Raw genomic sequence first — 16,183 nt, 5'->3', positions numbered from 1 at the left:
GATCGTCGGAACCGCCGACGACGGCGAGACGCTCTTCTCGATCGGCTTCGCCATGCCCGAGCTGGCGGACGCCGACGGTCAGTCGTCGTTCGTCTTCGTCGTGCCCGCCCGGCCCGCCTGGCAGGCCGCGCTCGCCGCCGTCACGCTGACCGGGCCGGGCGGGACCGCCTCGCTCGACGGCGACGGCGACCGCGCCATGGCCATCCTGCGCGATCCGCGCACGGGGCAGGTGCGCGCCATCCTTCGCGACCTGCCGGCTGCAGTTCAGGTTGCCGCGGACCTGGTGGGGCGCACCGTTGGGCCGGGGCTGGACATGATGTTCAGCCGCGGGATCCCGGACGCCGCCGCCTGGAGACGGTGAGCGCCGAGTTCGGCGCGCACGAAATCGCTTGAGAACCGTGCGGCGTAGGGATCGGTGAAGAGCGGTTCGGGCCGGCTGTCTTCGCTCTCGCGGATCTGAGGCTATTACGAAGGCGGTCGCTCCGATCTTGTCGATCGAGGTCGTGGCAGACGTCCTTTGGTGGTGATAGATTGGACATGGCCTCGTCCGATAGCAATATTCGGCCAAGCCATCCGCCGCAGCTCACTATGTGCAGCTATCTCTGGGACACAAAACCAGGAACCGAAGAGCCTGGCAACCAACGCTATGATCAGACCCGACCGAACCATCCGAACCGCGTTTCCGACCGCGACGCTCGCACTGGCCGCGCTCCTATCGGTCACCGGGCTCCCCGGCCCGACCGGTGCCCAGGAACGCATGTCCGCCACCGAGCGACTCGAAGAGTTCGAGCGACACCGCGCCATGGTCGAGCTCTCACCCTTCGGCGAGATCGAGTGGCAACACCTGGGGCCGACCAACATCTCCGGGCGCTCGACCGACATCGCGGTAGCCGTCCCGAGGGGCGAGACCTACACCATCTACGCCGCCGGGGCCTCGGGCGGGGTGTGGCGGACCGACAACGAAGGTGTCACCTGGACCTCGCTATTCGACGAACAGCTCACCACCTCGATCGGCGACATCGCTCTCGCGCCCTCCGACCATGACATTCTCTGGGTGGGAACCGGCGAGGCGAACATCTTCCGCTCCTCCCACGCCGGCATGGGCATCTACCGCTCGGACGACCGCGGCGACACCTGGGAGCACAAGGGTCTTACCGAAACCGGCACTATCGCCCGCATCGTCATCCACCCCGCCGATCCCGAGACGGTCTGGGTGGCGGCGAGCGGGCAGGAGTACCGCGACAACCCCGAGCGCGGCGTCTACAAGACGACCGACGGGGGCGAGACCTGGGAGCTGGCCCTTTTCGTCGACGACATGACCGGGGCGATCGACCTGGTGATCCACCCAGACGACCCGAGCACGCTCTACGCGGCCACCTGGCAACGTCGTCGGGCAGCCTTCAACGATCCCCGCAACGAGCCCGCGTTCACCGGCTCGGACGACCACTTCACCGGATCCGGCGTGTGGAAGACCACCGACGGCGGCGCTTCCTGGGCGCAGATCAACGATGGGCTTCCGGAAGCCCGCTACCGCGGCCGCATCGGCCTAGATCTGGCGATGTCGCAGCCGGAGACCGTGTACGCCTTCGTCGACAACTACGAGAGCGCCCGCCCGGCGGACACCACCGAGACAGATTCCTACGGCAGGCCCCGGGGGGACGTCATCCGGGGAGCGACGGTCTATCGTTCGGACGACGGAGGTGCGTCATGGCGGCGGACGTCGCAACAGGACTCCTACATGGAGGGACTCTCCGCCACCTACGGCTGGGTCTTCGGCCAGATGCGCGTCGATCCCAACATCCCTGACCGGATCTACGTGATGGGGCTCGGGCTCAACGTCTCCGAAGACGCCGGCGCCTCCTTCCGAAGGCTGACCGGAATGCACGGCGACCATCACGGCCTCTTCATCGACCCCGACAACTCGGACTATCTGGTGAACGCCAACGACGGTGGGGTCTACGTCTCGTACGACGCGGGTGAGAACTGGCGTTTCTTCGTCGATCTGCCCATGGTCCAGTTCTTCAACGTGAATGTCGACACGGGCACGCCGTTCAGAGTCTACGGCTCGGTTCAGGACCACGGCTCCTTCAGCGCGGAGGTCGATCTTTCCCGAGGTCGCAACAATCTCCGCCCCATAGCGTGGGACCGGGCGCCGGGAGGCGAGGGCAGCCATCACGCCGTCGATCCCCGGGACCCGAACATCGTCTACTCGGCCGGCTTCTACGGCAGCCTACGGCGCACCAACCTGGCCACCGGCGAGACGGAGTCGATCGTTCCGCAGGCTGCAGAAGGCGAGCCGCCGCTCAGAGGGCAGTGGCTGGCGCACTTCATCATCTCGCCCCACGATCCCAACACGATCTACCACGGGATGCAGCACGTCTTCAAGTCCACGGATCGCGGCGACACCTGGGAGCGCATCTCGCCCGATCTCTCCTACAACGACCCCGACAAGATCGGCGACATCCAGTACCAGACCATCGTCGCGCTCGCCGAGTCGCCGTTGCGCAGGGGGCTGCTCTACGCGGGCACCGACGACGGCCGGGTCCATGCGAGCATGAACGACGGCGGCGAGTGGACGGAGATCACTGCCGGACTCCACCCCGGTCGCTTCACCTCGGAGGTCGTGGCCTCCCAGCATGTGGAGGGCAGGGCGTACGTGACCCAGAACGGGCGCCGTAACGACGACTACGGCCCCTACGCCTGGCGCTCCTCGGATTACGGCGCCACTTGGGAGAGCATCGCCGACGGGATCCCGGTCGGTCCCGTAAACATCATCCGCGAAGATCCCGAAAATCCCGAGGTCCTCTACCTGGGCACCGACGTCGGCGCCTACGTTTCCATGGATCGCGGCGAGTCGTGGGACGTACTGGGGAATCTGCCCAGCACCTTCGTGCACGACCTGGTGGTTCACCCCAGCGACATGCTCATCGCCGGAACCCACGGGAGAGGCGTCTGGGCCCTCGACCTCGAGGAGCTGAGGGAGCGAATGCCGGAGGCGATCAGATGAGAACGTTTCCGACCTCCGTCGTCCTCGCCTCCGCAGTCATGGCGCTCGCCGCCTGCGGGGGACCGGGGCGCACGGTCGGGGTGGAGGACCCGTTCACCCGCGACCCGGTCGGTGAGAACTCGGTGCGGCTTCACGTGCAGAACCTCCGTTTCAACGACGCCCGGCTCTACGCGGTGACCCCCGGCCGGCGCCACCTGATCGGTTCGGTCACAGGCAAGCGCGACGCAGCCTTCTCGATCCCGTTCGAGATCGACCAGCCTCTATACATCGAGATCGACGTGCTTGCGGGACCGCGTTGCAGGACCCCGACACTGACCGTGGACCCTGGGGAGACCCTCGATCTGCACATCCAGGAGGACATGGAGCGTTTCTGGGCATGCACCGGGGAAAGCGGTGTACCTCCCGAGACACCGGCCGACGAAGCGTCCCGCTCGCCCGTTGCCGACGGCCTGAACCTCGGTCGCCAAGGCTAAACGAACCCCCGGCGCCGGCCGCCGCTACACGTAGAGCAGGTAGGGTTCGACCTCCCGGCCGAAGCGGTCCAGGTCGTCCGCCTCCGAGAGCAGGGCGTCCGGGCAAGAACCCTCGTCCACAGCGGTTCGCAACCCGGCGGAGCCCCAAAGGATGTCGATGGGCATGAGGGTCTCCTCGTACTCGTAGGGGGGTTCGCGCCAGGCGAAACCGGCCGGCCAGAGCTCCTTGACCGCGGCGATAAGCTCGACGGCGACGCGGACGGGCCGGAATCGCTCGAGGTCGGTCACGTGCAGCTGGATGCCGCCGCAGGTCTCGCCGACGAATTTGTTGAAGGTCGGCTCGAAGTGACAAGGGCGGAATCGGACGCCCTGAAGTTCGGCCCGGTCGAGGCGGGCGACAAGTGCGGGTCCGTCGATGAAGGGCGCTCCCACCAGCTCGAAGGGTCTCGTCGTTCCCCGGCCCTCCGACAGGTTCGTGCCCTCCAGCAACACCATGCCGGGATAGGCGGCGCACGAGTCCGGAGTCGGCAGATTGGGGCTGGGCATGACCCAGGAGATCCCGGTCTTGGACCAGATCGTGGCACGTTCGAGCCCTTCGCAAGGCACGACTTCCAGTTCGCACTCCACGCCCCGCTCACCCACCAGCCACCTCGAGACCTCGCCGCAGGTCAGGCCGTGACGAAGCGGGAGCGGGTGCAGCCCCACGAAAGACTCGAATCCCGGACGAAGCAGCGGCCCCTCCCTCGCCAGGCATCCCACCGGGTTGGGGCGGTCGAGCACCACGAAACCGACTCCGGCCTCGCCGCACGCCTCCATGGCAAGCGCCATGGTCCAGATGAACGTATAGACCCGAACGCCCACGTCCTGCAGGTCGCAGATCACCACATCCAGCCCGTCGAGCATCTCCGGCGTGGGACGCCGCACATCTCCATAAAGGGAGTGAACCGGAAGTCCGGTGGCGGGGTCGGTGAAGTGGTCGGACTCGATCATGTTGTCCTGCTTCTCGCCGCGCGCGCCGTGCTGGGGTCCGAAAAGCGCCCGCAGGTGGAAACCGGCGTCGAGGAGAGCCTGCGCGGTATGCACGAGGTCGGCCGTGACCGAGGCGGGATGGACGATCGCGCCCAGACGTCGGCCTTTCAGTTCACGGCCGAGTGCGCCGTCGTCCTCACCCAGCAGAACGTCGACGCCTGTTCGGATCACCCCCGCGCCAACTCCGCGTCGAATGCCATTCCCGCGAAGTCGTCCCGGTAGTCCACGCTCTCCGCACGCCGGACGTAGCGCGAGAGATCGGTCTTCGAATCCGCCAGAGCGCGGTCGAAGAGGCGGGCGTCGCGTTCGGACTCGGTGATCGAATCGTCGTCAGTGGCGAAGACGACCTTGCCGATCTCTCCCAGTCGCGTGTTGGACCTGACCAGCTCCCCCGCCGCGTACTGCCGCGTGATCGCAGAGAAGTCGAAGTGCTCGTCTCCGCTCTCGTCCACCACCACATCGGCGTCGAACTCCCGCGCCAGGGAACGGAGCGCCCGGGCGGCTTCCCGTTCGGAGGAGCCGGTTCCTTCGGCCGCTCTCGAACGGAGCCGCCGCGTCACGTAGCGACCCGCGTCCGCAGTCGAGATCGGGGCCCCGCGCGCGAGGGTTTCGGAATAGATCAGCCCGAGCAGCACGCGGCGGACGTTGCGCTCCCGACGCTTCCGGTTCTCCCTCACCACTCCCAGCATGCGCAGCGCGGGCACGGCGAAGAAGAGTGCGCTGAAACCGACCGGCACCCAGACCAGGCCGATCATCGCGGCAAGCGGAGGCGTCACGATGCCGAGCTCGGGATTGACGATTCCCAGAGCGGGAAAAATGAAGGACTGCGCGCTTGCCGCCGCCACCAGAATGAAGGCGTTCATGCCCACGACGATAGCGTTCGCCGCACCTGTGTTCCCTGTGAGCGGCCTCTTTTTCTCGAGTTTCAGCCAAGCTGGATCGGGAGCTCGAGTGCGGGATCTCCCTGCGCTGGCCATGAGCTCGGGGAAGACGTAGATCACTTCGCCCTCCGGTGAGACGGTCGGCTCTCCGTCGAAGGCCCCGAGGAGATGAGCGAGCTCGTCCTCGGCCTTTTCCAGCTCGAGACCCGAGTGTTCGACGAACTCGGCCGCCGACACCACGCCTCCTCGCGCGCGGATGAGCTGAAGGGCTTCGCGGTCGCGCCGACGCTGCGACGGATTGGGCAGGTCGGGTCCGAAGACGAACGCGAACACCTTCTTGTAAAAGGGCACCTTGACCGAGCGGGGAAGCGATCGCTCCCAGGCCGCACCGTAGTACGGCCTGCCCCGACCCCATCCCGATCCCCATATCCAGTACCAGAGCGCGAAATCCCCCAGACCGAAGCCGCCTCCGCCCCCGCGCCGCTTTCCAAAGCCCGAGTCGTCCCGTCTGGCGAGCAGCGCGGCGATGACGAGCGCGACGAAGAGCAGGAAGTACCCGACCAGTACGACGACGATGGCGACCTTGAAGGCGCTCTTGAGGAAGCCGGTGATCGCCTGTTTGGCTCGAGCGAGGAGCGGCTCCGAGCCACGAGCGATGAAGCCCCGGTCGAAGGTGTAGATGAGCTCGCCGGAGTCGGTGACCGCGAGATGTCCGTGGTGGGTCCCTAGAAGAGCCTTGAGCCCGGCCCGGACCTCCGCAGCGGCCAGCCCCAGGTCGGAGGTGACGTCTCCAACGGTGGCGCGTCCCTTCAGCTTGCGAAGGGAGGCCAGGATGTCGGCTTGGTGTTCCGCTGCGGCGATCGGCATGACTGGCAGGTTTCAGAGGTTTCGGTTAGATTGGCTCACCTTCTACGCACACTGACCAAGGCCGTTCCGATGCGGCGGTCGCGATGGCTCTCCCGATGTCGGAGCGCCATGGTTTTGTTCGTGGTTGCATTCTCCGGACGTTAGCCTAACGTCCGTTCACGCAGGAAGCGGATGGTTACATCCGCAGCTCACTCAGGAGAACCAACATGAGAAGAAGTACCATCGGTCCCGCGGGTGCGGCACTCGCGATACTGGCGGCACTGGGCTCGACAGGCTTGTCGGCTCAGGATACCGGCGGCGTCAGCGGAACCGTCACCGACGCCATGACGGGTCAGCCTCTCTCCGGAGTCCAGGTGTCCATCGCCGGCACGGGTTTCGGCTCCCTCTCGCGCGGCAACGGGGTCTACGCGGTGCAGGGCGTCCCGGCGGGCGCGCAGACCGTCGAGTTCCGCCTGATCGGCTACGCGACCGAGTCGGTCAACATCACCGTCAGCGCCGGTCAGGTCACTTCCGCCGACGCGGCCCTCTCCGAGGAGGTGATCGTCTTGGGCGGGATAAGCGCCATCGGCACCCGCGCCCGACCCCGCACGGTAACCGAATCGGCCGTGCCGATCGACGTTCTTCCGAGCGCCGAAATCGTCAAGCAGGGCGACACAGACATGGCCAACCTGCTCCGTAACGTCGCTCCGTCGTTCAACGTGAACATCCAGCCGATCTCCGACGCGGCGACCTTCGCCCGACCGGCGAATCTCCGCGGCCTCGCTCCCGATCACACGCTCGTTCTGGTGAACGGCAAGCGCCGCCACCGCACAGCGGTCATCACCTGGTACGGAAACGGTCTAGCCGACGGTTCGCAGGGGCCGGATCTCTCGGTCATCCCCGGAACGGCGGTGGAGCAGGCCGAGATTCTTCGAGACGGCGCTGCGGCTCAGTACGGCTCGGACGCCATCGCCGGCGTGATGAACTTCATTCTCAAGAACGATCGCTCCGGCGGCTCCCTCGAGGTCAAGAGTGGCGGCTACCTGACCGAGGGCGACGGTGAGATGTACTCCATCACCGGCAACGTCGGGCTTCCTCTCGGCGACAATGGCTTTCTCAACCTCACCGGCGAGTACGGCAACTCCGGAACTACGAATCGTGCCGTACAGCGAAACGACGCTCTCGCCTTGATCGCCGCAGGCAACACCAGCGTGCGCGAACCGGCTCAGATCTGGGGTTCGCCCGACATCAAGGACGAGATCAAGCTGTGGGCCAACACGGGCTACGTATTCCAGAACGGAACCAGTTTCTACGGCAACGGCAGCTACGTTTCCAAGACGGTGGAGGGCGGGTTCTACTTCAGAAACCCGAATACCCGCAGCGGCGTCTTCGGAACCGGCGACGAGATGGGCTCCAAGCTTCTCGTCGGCGATCTGCTCGACGCCCAGGACGGTGTCCTGGACGGCTCCGCCGGGTGCCCCCGGGTGGCGGTATCCGGTGGCGTGGTCACCGATCTGCCGGCTTGGCAGGAGGTCCTCGCCAACCCCAACTGCTTCACCTTCCAAAAGCTGTTTCCGGGCGGCTTCACCCCGCAGTTCGGCTCCGAGATTCTCGACGCCTCGGGCGTGGCCGGACTCAAGGGTATTCTGGAGAACGGCCTGAACTGGGACCTGAGCGTCGGTTGGGGCCGGTCGAACATGGACTTCTTCATGTACAACACGGTTAACGCGTCTCTGGGACCGAATCAACCGTGCAGCGACGAAGGCACCTCGCCTCACGTTCCCGAGCAGCCCTGCACCCCGTTCTTCCGCCCGGGCATCTACGATCAGCAGGAGCTGAACCTCAACCTCGACCTTTCGTACGCCCTCAACGACAGGGTCAACGTCGCGGGCGGACTCGAGCGCAGGACGGAAAGCTTCGAGATCATCCAGGGCGACGAGGCCTCCTGGACCGAGGGCCCTCTGGCCAGCCAGGGCTTCACGCCCGGTTCGAACGGTTTCACCGGCTTCGGACCGCTCACTGTAGGCAACTGGTCGCGCACCAACTACGCCGGCTATACCGATCTCGAGGTTCGGGACCCCGATGGCGGTTGGACCGTTGGCTTGGCGGGTCGCGCCGAGAATTTCTCAGACTTCGGCACGACGGTCAACGGCAAGCTCTCGAGTCGGGTCAGGCTTACCGAGGGCTTCGCGCTGCGAGGAAGCGCCAGCACCGGATTCCGGGCGCCCACTCCGGGTCAGTCGAACGCCTTCAACATCTCGACCATCTACGACTTCGACCTCGGCGACCTGACCAACAACGGCACCATCCCGTCGACTTCCTTGTTGGCGGCCAGGTACGGCGGTGAGGCACTGGACCCCGAAACCTCCGTGAGCGTCGCGATCGGCGGTGTCGCCGAGAGCGGCAACTTCAACTTGTCGGTCGACGCGTACCAGATCGACATGTCGAACCGGCTTACTTTCAGCCAGGACTTCTTGCTCAGCCCCGACGAGATCGAGACTCTTCTGGCCGAAGGGATCATCCGCCCGGGTGGCGTGCTGGCCAGGTTCCGCTTTTTCATCAACGACTTCGATACCCGCAGCCAGGGTATCGATCTCGTGGCGGCCTACCGGATGGTGGGCAACGACCTCTCGGGAACGACGATCAGCAGCGCGTGGAACTTCAACCGCACCGAAGTCACGAAATGGAACGCCAATACACTGAACGCGTTGCGCATCCGCCGGCTGGAGGAGGGTCTTCCGAACGTCCGCGGCAACGTGACGGTGCAGCACGACTTTGCCGGTGGCGCTGCCGTCCTGGTGAGAAGCAGTTACTGGGGCGGTTACTTCGATGGCGAGACCCCGTACTACGAGTCGGGTTCCAGCAACACCATCGACTATCCGGCGCGCACGCTCCTCGATGTGGAAGCGTCCTATCCACTCACGGAAAGCTTCAGGCTGACTCTGGGCGGCCAGAACGTCCTGAACACCTTCCCGCAGGAGTACCCGGGAGCGGCCGACGGAGTGGGCAACCGATACGGCCAGTTCACTCCCTTCGGCTTCAACGGGGGCTTCTACTACGCCCGGGTGGGTTACCACTGGTAGGAGGCTGACGCCGGTCAGGGAAGACGACCGACGACAACCTGGTGTCCGCAGGCTCCCCCCGGGGTCTGCGGACATTTTCCTTATTGTGGGAAAGATGCCGTCGCCTACCGGCTCTCTCCGAAGAGCTCCTTCACTGCAGGCTTGATCACCTTGCCGAGGGCGTTGCGCGGCAAGCTTGAGACCACGCGTATCTCCTTCGGAACCTTGTAGGGAGCCAGCTGCCCTCGGGCCCAGGCGGCGAGCTCCTCTTCGGCGAGCCGGCTCGACGCCTTCCCCACGACCGCAGCGCAGACCCGGTCGCCCCAGTCATCGTCGCCGACGCCCACCACGGCGCAGTCGAGCACGCCGGGATGCGAACGGATGACCCCTTCGATCTCCAGGGCCGAGATCTTCTCGCCGCCAGTCTTGAGTATGTCCTGACTCGAGCGCCCTAGGATCCGGTAGTAGCCGTCCTCGTCCACCGATGCCAGGTCACCGGTCCTGAACCACCCGTCCTCGGTGAATGCCTCCGCGGTTTCGTCGGTCCGGTCCCAGTAACGGCCGAAGACCGTCGGGCCGCGCACATGTATTTCGCCAAGGAAGCCCGGCTTCGGTTCCTCACCCTCCTCGTTCACCAGGCGGAGCTCGACGCCGGGAAGCGGGTGTCCGACCGTACCGGCCCGTCGCTCACCCTCCAGCGGATTGGAAAGCGCCATGCCGATCTCGGTCATGCCGTAGCGCTCGAGAAGCCTCTGACCCGTGATCTCCTCCCAACTCTCCAGCAGCGGGACCGGCAACGCCGCGGAGCCCGAGACCATGAGCCTGCACCCGCGCGCTCCTGCGCTCCAGGCGCCCCGGGTCTGGGAGTCGGCCAGCTTCCAGGTGTCGGCGAGCCTCCGGTAGGTTGTGGGCACGCCCATGTAGAGCGTGATCTCGGTCCGGGCCAGTCTCTCCCAGACGTCGATGGCGTTGAAGCGTGGCAGGATCTCGCAGAGGGCTCCGTTCCGGAGCGAGCACAGGAGGACGTTGACGATCCCGTGGACGTGGTGAAGGGGAAGATGAAGCAGGATGCGGTCCTCGGCTGTCCAGCTCCAGGCCTCGCTGAGCGATTCTACCTGGTTTTGCAGATGACCGTGGTCGATCACGACGCCCTTGGGCGATCCTGCGGTGCCGGAGGTGTAGAGGATCATCGCCGGATCGCCGGCCGTCACCACAGGGAGATCCACCGCCGCACGACCCTCCCCGTCCGGACTCGCCGACGTGGATCCGGCCTGCCGTCGTCGGGACACTCCTGCCGCGAGTCTCCGGCGCAACCTGTCCGAGCGCGATCTGGAAGCGCACCGGGAACCCGACATGTCATCCAGGTCGAACAGGGGGATCCGCAGCTCGCGTGCGACGCTCTCCAGGCGAGAGCGAAGCCCGGCCTCGACCATGACCAGCTCCGGATCGAGGTCGTGGAGCACATGGGCAAGCTCGGGCGACGGATGCGAGATGGCGAGCGGAACCGCTACCCCTCCCGCTCTCCAGATCCCCCATTGGGTCACGACGTATCCCCATCCGGGAGAGACCAGGAAGCAGATGCGGGCGCCGTCGAGTCCTCGGAGGGAAGGCCCCGTCGCGTCCCTTCGGGCGAGCAGCCGTCTTGCCGTCCGTTCCGAGGCGCCGAGCAGATGGCCGTAGGTGAAGATGCCCTCGGCCGCCAGAATCGCGTGTCTCGTTTCGAATGCCTTCGCACGTTCGGCGAGCCAGAATGTCACTGAGCGAGGTCGTCGGGATGCATATGGTCTCCGAGGGTGGTCGGGAGCGGAAAAATCCGTAGCAATATATCGCCACCCTACCCCCGACGGGCCACGGCAGACCTCGCAAATCAGGATAGATTACCTCCATGCCCGAGACCCGCCGCCCCACGATTCCCGCCGCCGAAGAGATACTCGGCGGGTACTTTCCGGTCCTCGACCACGGCTTCGTCGCGCTCGTCGACTACATGGGCGGCGACTCGGACGTGGAGCGAGCGGCCCGGGTCAGCTACGGAGCCGGCACCCGCCGCAAATCCGCCACCAGAGGTTTGATCCGCTACCTCCGTCGCCACCGGCACACGACTCCTTCCGAGATGGTCGAGTTCAAATTTCACTGCGCCATGCCGATGTTCGTCGCGCGACAGTGGATCCGCCATCGGACAGCCTCGGTCAACGAGTACTCGGCACGGTATTCCCTCCTGCCTCTCCTCTTCTACCGCCCCGAGCGCGGGCAGGTCGAGACTCAGAGCGCCACCAACAAGCAGGGGCGGGACGGAGGCGTCGAAGATGTCGTCTACCGGGAGGCGGTCGGCCGTTGGGAGAGGATTCGGGCGGAAGCCGGCGACGGATACTCGTGGCTGATAGCCGAGGACATTGCCCGCGAGATCGCCCGCATCGACCTTCCTCTATCGACCTACACGCAGTGGTATTGGAAGATCGACCTCCACAATCTCCTCCATTTCCTCTTGCTGCGCGCCGACCCTCACGCCCAGTGGGAGATACGCGAGTACGCCAAGGTGATGGCGGGAGCTGTAAGGCGCGTGGCCCCGCTGACGTTCGAAGCCTGGATGGACTACCAGTTGCTGGGAAGCGCCCTGAGTCGAGGGGAGCTCGAGGCGATCCGCCAGCTGGTTGAGGTAAGTGGGGACGGAGGGCTCCGGGCCAAGGAGGGGGCGACGCTGAGCGTCGGCGAGCTGGCCGAACTCGAGCTGGCTCCACGGGAGATACGGGAGCTCGCCGCAAAGCTCGCAGGGCCTACCGAGGTACCCGATTTCGAGCTCGATCTTTCGAAGATGCGCACGGCGGAAGATGTGGAGCGCGAGATTGCGAGGGCGGTGCCCGTGCACGACACGCGGTGACGGATCTTCCCTATCCGAACATGCCCAGGTACCAGTCGGTGAGCCTCTCTCCCCAGGTGTAGGCCACGGCTCCTCCGACCCCGAGGAAAACCCCGAACGGGATCAGCCGCTGCCCTCGCAGGCTGAGCGGGCCGAAGACCGCGAGCGCCGCCACGGAACCGACCAGGATGGAGATCGCGACTCCGCCGGGTCCCACGAACGCTCCCGTCATCAGCATCATCTTGATGTCGCCGCCGCCCAAGGCCCTTTCGGCACCGAAAGCGCCGAGCCGCTCGGGCGCCAGGCGTCGGAGCAGAAGCGTGGAACACCAGCCCACGGTCCAGAGTGAAGCGAATCCCACTGCGGCGCCGATGGCCGACTCATGTCCATCGATTCCGCCCGGAGCCAGCGAGAGCACGAGGCCGAGGACGGCTCCACCGACCGAGAGCTGATCGGGAATGATGTAGAAGCGCGCGTCCGAAGCGGCGATCGCGAGGAGAATGGTGAGGAAGAGCGCACCTCGCAAGGCCTCGAGGCCGACTCCCTGGGACGCCGCCATGCCCACCCAGATCAGCGCCCCCGAGACCTCCATAAGCGGGTATTGAACCGGGATGGGGATGGAGCAGCGACGGCACCGCCCTCGCAGAAACGACCAGCCCAGAACCGGCGTGAGTTCGAGCCAGCTCAGCGGTTTTCCGCAGCCTGGGCAATTCGATCTCGGCCACAGGACCGATTCGTCCCGAGGCCAGCGCAACGCGCACAGATTGGCGAAGGAACCGACGCAGGCGCCCAGGAGCGCGGCCAGGAGCATGGCCGTCATTTGGGAACCGCTGTCACGTGCCTTCCGGAACGCAGGATCTCCCACATGAGGACGGCGCCTGCGGCGGCCGCGTTCATGGACTCGGTTCCCGTGCGCATGGGCACGGCCACGGTGAGACCGGCGAGCGAGCGAGCCTCGGCCCGAACGCCGCTCCTTTCGCTGCCGATGACCAACGCGATCCGGTCCGGCCACGAGGACGCCAGTGGGACCGGCTTGCCGGCGGCGTCGGCGACGCAGGTGACCGCACCCGCCTTCGCGATTACCCGTTCGACCTCGCTCCACGGCGCGGATGCCACCGGCAGCCGGAACATCATCCCCGCCGAAGCCCTGACGGCCTTTGTTCCCCAAGGGTCTGCGGAACCGTCGAGAACTACCGCACCACCGGCCGCGAGCGCCGCCGCCGAGCGAATCAGCGTGCCGACGTTGCCCGGATCCCGGATGCCATCCAGGACGATGGTGAGCCTCGAGCGAGCGACCGCCTGCAGGTCGTGGCGCGGTTCCTCGCAGACGACGGCGAAGCCCTGCGGGGTGACGCTATCCGCTATCGAAAGCATCTCGTCCTCAGACACGAAGAGTCGGTCGACTCCCGCATCGGCGCACGCCGTCCAGCACTTACTGGCCAGCGGCGTGTCCAGCCCCCGCTCGGTCGCGCAAGCGAACCGCACCCGGACCCCGGCATCCAGAGCTTCCGACGCTGCCCTGGCTCCCTCCACGAAGACAAGTCGATCGCGTCTTCTCTGCCTGGACGAGTGCAGCCTGGCCGCCCGTCGGCGGCGGCGATCGCTCAGACCGGAGGTAGGAGGCGCGTGAAGTACGGGCAAGCGACAGGCGTTCGGGGGAATCCGGGAGGAGGGACGGCTAGGGACGGAGGTACCGCGTTTCGGCCAAACCGTTCACCGCCGGGCCGGGTAAGCACTCCACAGCGCGACGTCGACTCAAGATGAGCGCACCGACCATGCTGGAACGAACACCAGAAACGTAAATGCCCACCTCGAAGCCGAGTCCCGTCGTCGCTCTCACCATCGCCGGCAGCGATTCGGGCGGAGGTGCGGGCGTCCAGGCCGACCTGAAGACCTTCCAAGCCTTCGGCATCTTCGGCACGAGCGCGCTTACGGCGGTGACCGCCCAGAACACCACCGGTGTCAGCGGAGTTCGGGCGCTTGCCGCGAGCGACGTGCGGCGGCAGATCGACGCCGTGGTCCCCGACCTTCACCCTGCGGCCGTGAAGACCGGCATGCTGGCCGACGCCGGGATCGTCTCCGCCGTGGCGAAGAGCATCCGCGAGCACCGCCTCCGTGACCGCTTCGTTCTCGATCCGGTCAGTGCGGCCACGAGCGGTGACCGCCTCTTGTCGAACAGCGCCGAGGCAGCTCTGGTCGAAGAACTTCTGCCCCTTGCGAAGGTGGTCACGCCGAATCTTCACGAGGCGGCTCTCTTTACCGGAAAGGAGGTGTCATCGCTCGACGAAATGCGAGCGGCGGCCAGGGCCCTGGTGGAGATGGGGGCGCGGGCCGCTCTGGTCACTGGTGGCCATCTGGGCTCCACGTCCGGCGGTGCGACGGAACTACACGACCTGCTTTGGGACGGCTCGACCGAGCTGATCTGGAGCCACCCGAGAATCGATGGCGGGCCTTTTCACGGTACCGGCTGCACGCTCTCCGCCGCGATCACTGCCGGTCTGGCGCTCGGTACGCCGCTGACCGAGGCCGTAGGGCATGCCATCGGTTATGTGACCTCGAGCATAGCCTCCACGCCCGATCTCGGGTCTGGAGCCACGCCGTTGAGTCACAAGGTGCGGATCGAATGGAGGGCGCCGCGCGGCGATCGATCACCCAGCGGATGATGATTGGCACGTCAAAGGGGCCCTTGATCACCCCCCATGCGAAGTTTCCCGCAACTGCCCGAGGCGCCCCGTCGTCATTCTCCGGGCCAGCCAAGCGTGCCATGATCGATCCGTCTGAATCCAATACCGTGAACTGCGAGTCGCCTCGTCCATCCGCCCATTGCAACCACAGCCTGCCCCCGGTCTCGCTGAACGCTGATCTAATCGGCGGATAGTGGCTCGGGAGTTGGACGGAACGGTCGAAGATTCGAGCGACTTCGCGTCTCGACCTGCCGCCGAACATATCTTCAAACCTTTGTCGCAGGGAAGCCGAGAGCGAGTCCAGCTCCTGATCCGGAACCGGCACGGGATCGTAAGCGATGTCGCGGGTCCACAGGACGGTGCCGCTCGGTGACCTGGCCTGGATCCGGGCACGCGGGGTCCCCCCGCCATCGTATGCCGGACGGTCCACCAAGAACGTGCGCTCACCCCCGGGTTCGAATGCAAACAGCGGTCCAGAGGGCAGCGGGTGCATGAAGAAGCCCCCGTTTTCCGAATAAAGCCGGGCACTATTCCCATAGTAGGATACGCGGAGTATCTCCTCAATTGTCCCATTGCCCTGTATGCGGACCAATGGGAAAGAGTCCGGCGGCTCTGGTCCGTATTGCTCGGTCAGGGCGAGGCGCGACCCGTCCGGAAGAAAGTTGCGAACCACACCGACCCGGAACGCGGATCCGTACGACAACTCCTCCTGCCTGAAACTCCGAACGTACTCACCGTCTGCCGTCAATACGGTGAAGCGACGCAAGGCCGCATCTTGCACCCAAATCGAATCCCGTCCCATCCACCACCCGAGTTGGATGGGTAAAATGAACTCGCCGGGCCCCTCTCCCCGCTGGGAGCGACTCCGGATCCGGCCCGACGGCCCGAGGACGATGAGCTCGTTGGCATCAAGGAATCGAAGCGACCCATCGTCGGCCGGGAGCAATATCCTGACCCTTGTGAGATCGAGCTCTCCGTCGTTTCCGATGCGCAGATCGGGCGTGAGGACCCATTCGGCTATCCCGGACCCGGAGTCGGATCGACTGTCTTGTCCGCAGACGTAGGCCGGAGACTCCGCTAAGGCAACCGCTGCGAGCAACACTGCGGCCGTTGTTTGCAGAATCGTTCGGGCCTCGCCCATCTTGCTGCTTACCTCCATCGTGAAGTGGTCCTACTTCGCTGGAGAGTCCGGGAACGAGGAATCCGGGGAAAGGACCCGCGCGGGCCGAGAGGCCCTAACGTCACCTCACCCCGGGCGGCAACCTCCTCACGATGATCGTTGGCACGTCCAGTTCGTCCAGCTCGACCCAGGCGGCCAGCCCATCGGGGCCGAAGGCGTCCGGCATG

At 65.8% G+C, this 16,183-nt stretch carries 11 protein-coding genes; 6 read left to right on the top strand and 5 right to left on the bottom strand.

All coding sequences use genetic code 11. The features are described 5' to 3' along the window. From J4G12_10005 to J4G12_09995, 3 genes are all read left to right on the top strand, one after another. Positions 1-361, top strand: a 361-nt coding sequence (locus tag J4G12_10005) for a hypothetical protein (protein ID MCE2456125.1), incomplete at its 5' end; no start/stop codon positions are given. 285 nt (positions 362-646) lie between these two features. Continuing rightward, positions 647-3,007, top strand: a complete 2,361-nt coding sequence (locus tag J4G12_10000; protein ID MCE2456124.1) for a hypothetical protein — start codon at positions 647-649, stop codon at positions 3,005-3,007. Beyond that, positions 3,004-3,480, top strand: coding sequence for a hypothetical protein (locus J4G12_09995; GenBank protein ID MCE2456123.1), 477 nt, complete (start codon positions 3,004-3,006; stop codon positions 3,478-3,480). Before J4G12_10000 ends, J4G12_09995 begins: the two co-directional genes overlap by 4 nt. Positions 3,481-3,504: 24 nt before the next feature. Here J4G12_09995 and J4G12_09990 read toward each other — a convergent pair whose 3' ends face one another. Beyond that, positions 3,505-4,680, bottom strand: coding sequence for a DUF1343 domain-containing protein (locus J4G12_09990; GenBank protein MCE2456122.1), 1,176 nt, complete (start codon positions 4,678-4,680; stop codon positions 3,505-3,507). Continuing rightward, positions 4,677-6,257, bottom strand: a complete 1,581-nt coding sequence (locus J4G12_09985) for a hypothetical protein (protein ID MCE2456121.1) — start codon at positions 6,255-6,257, stop codon at positions 4,677-4,679. Before J4G12_09985 ends, J4G12_09990 begins: the two co-directional genes overlap by 4 nt. A gap of 206 nt (positions 6,258-6,463) precedes the next feature. Between J4G12_09985 and J4G12_09980 the strand changes: the two genes are divergently transcribed. Then, a complete protein-coding gene (locus J4G12_09980; protein MCE2456120.1) occupies positions 6,464-9,319 on the top strand; it encodes a TonB-dependent receptor in 2,856 nt (951 codons plus the stop codon). A 104-nt stretch (positions 9,320-9,423) separates the two neighbouring features. On the opposite strand, the gene J4G12_09975 is transcribed toward J4G12_09980, so the two are convergent. Then, complete coding sequence (locus J4G12_09975; GenBank protein MCE2456119.1) at positions 9,424-11,055, bottom strand: acyl-CoA synthetase; 1,632 nt, start codon at positions 11,053-11,055, stop codon at positions 9,424-9,426. 128 nt (positions 11,056-11,183) lie between these two features. On the opposite strand from J4G12_09975, the gene J4G12_09970 reads away from it, so the two are divergent. Next, positions 11,184-12,173: an FAD-dependent thymidylate synthase gene (locus J4G12_09970; protein MCE2456118.1), complete on the top strand. Its 990-nt coding sequence runs from the start codon at positions 11,184-11,186 to the stop codon at positions 12,171-12,173. A gap of 10 nt (positions 12,174-12,183) precedes the next feature. Here J4G12_09970 and J4G12_09965 read toward each other — a convergent pair whose 3' ends face one another. Further along, positions 12,184-12,972, bottom strand: coding sequence for a prepilin peptidase (locus J4G12_09965; GenBank protein MCE2456117.1), 789 nt, complete (start codon positions 12,970-12,972; stop codon positions 12,184-12,186). Then, positions 12,969-13,685, bottom strand: a complete 717-nt coding sequence (locus J4G12_09960; protein MCE2456116.1) for an RNA methyltransferase — start codon at positions 13,683-13,685, stop codon at positions 12,969-12,971. Before J4G12_09960 ends, J4G12_09965 begins: the two co-directional genes overlap by 4 nt. A 269-nt stretch (positions 13,686-13,954) precedes the next feature. Here J4G12_09960 and thiD point away from each other — a divergent pair, with 269 nt between their 5' ends. Next, on the top strand, positions 13,955-14,815 hold the full coding sequence (gene thiD / locus J4G12_09955) for a bifunctional hydroxymethylpyrimidine kinase/phosphomethylpyrimidine kinase (protein MCE2456115.1): 861 nt from the start codon (positions 13,955-13,957) through the stop codon (positions 14,813-14,815). Positions 14,816-16,183 lie beyond the last annotated feature (1,368 nt).

The organism is Gemmatimonadota bacterium (genome assembly GCA_021295815.1).
Classification (GTDB): Bacteria; Gemmatimonadota; Gemmatimonadetes; order Longimicrobiales; family Gaopeijiaceae; genus JAGWBQ01.
The sequence above is the reverse complement of the archived record's forward strand: the minus strand, read 5'-3'. Positions and strand labels throughout refer to the sequence as shown.

What these genes read in the sequence shown, in the direction of transcription:
- J4G12_09985 (MCE2456121.1), bottom strand. Translation starts at nt 6,257, where the DNA reads ATGCCGATCGCCGCAGCGGAACACCAAGCCGACATCCTGGCCTCCCTT.
- J4G12_09995 (MCE2456123.1), top strand. Translation starts at nt 3,004, where the DNA reads ATGAGAACGTTTCCGACCTCCGTCGTCCTCGCCTCCGCAGTCATGGCG.
- J4G12_09980 (MCE2456120.1), top strand. Translation starts at nt 6,464, where the DNA reads ATGAGAAGAAGTACCATCGGTCCCGCGGGTGCGGCACTCGCGATACTG.
- J4G12_09970 (MCE2456118.1), top strand. Translation starts at nt 11,184, where the DNA reads ATGCCCGAGACCCGCCGCCCCACGATTCCCGCCGCCGAAGAGATACTC.
- J4G12_10000 (MCE2456124.1), top strand. Translation starts at nt 647, where the DNA reads ATGATCAGACCCGACCGAACCATCCGAACCGCGTTTCCGACCGCGACG.
- J4G12_09965 (MCE2456117.1), bottom strand. Translation starts at nt 12,972, where the DNA reads ATGACGGCCATGCTCCTGGCCGCGCTCCTGGGCGCCTGCGTCGGTTCC.
- thiD (MCE2456115.1), top strand. Translation starts at nt 13,955, where the DNA reads ATGCCCACCTCGAAGCCGAGTCCCGTCGTCGCTCTCACCATCGCCGGC.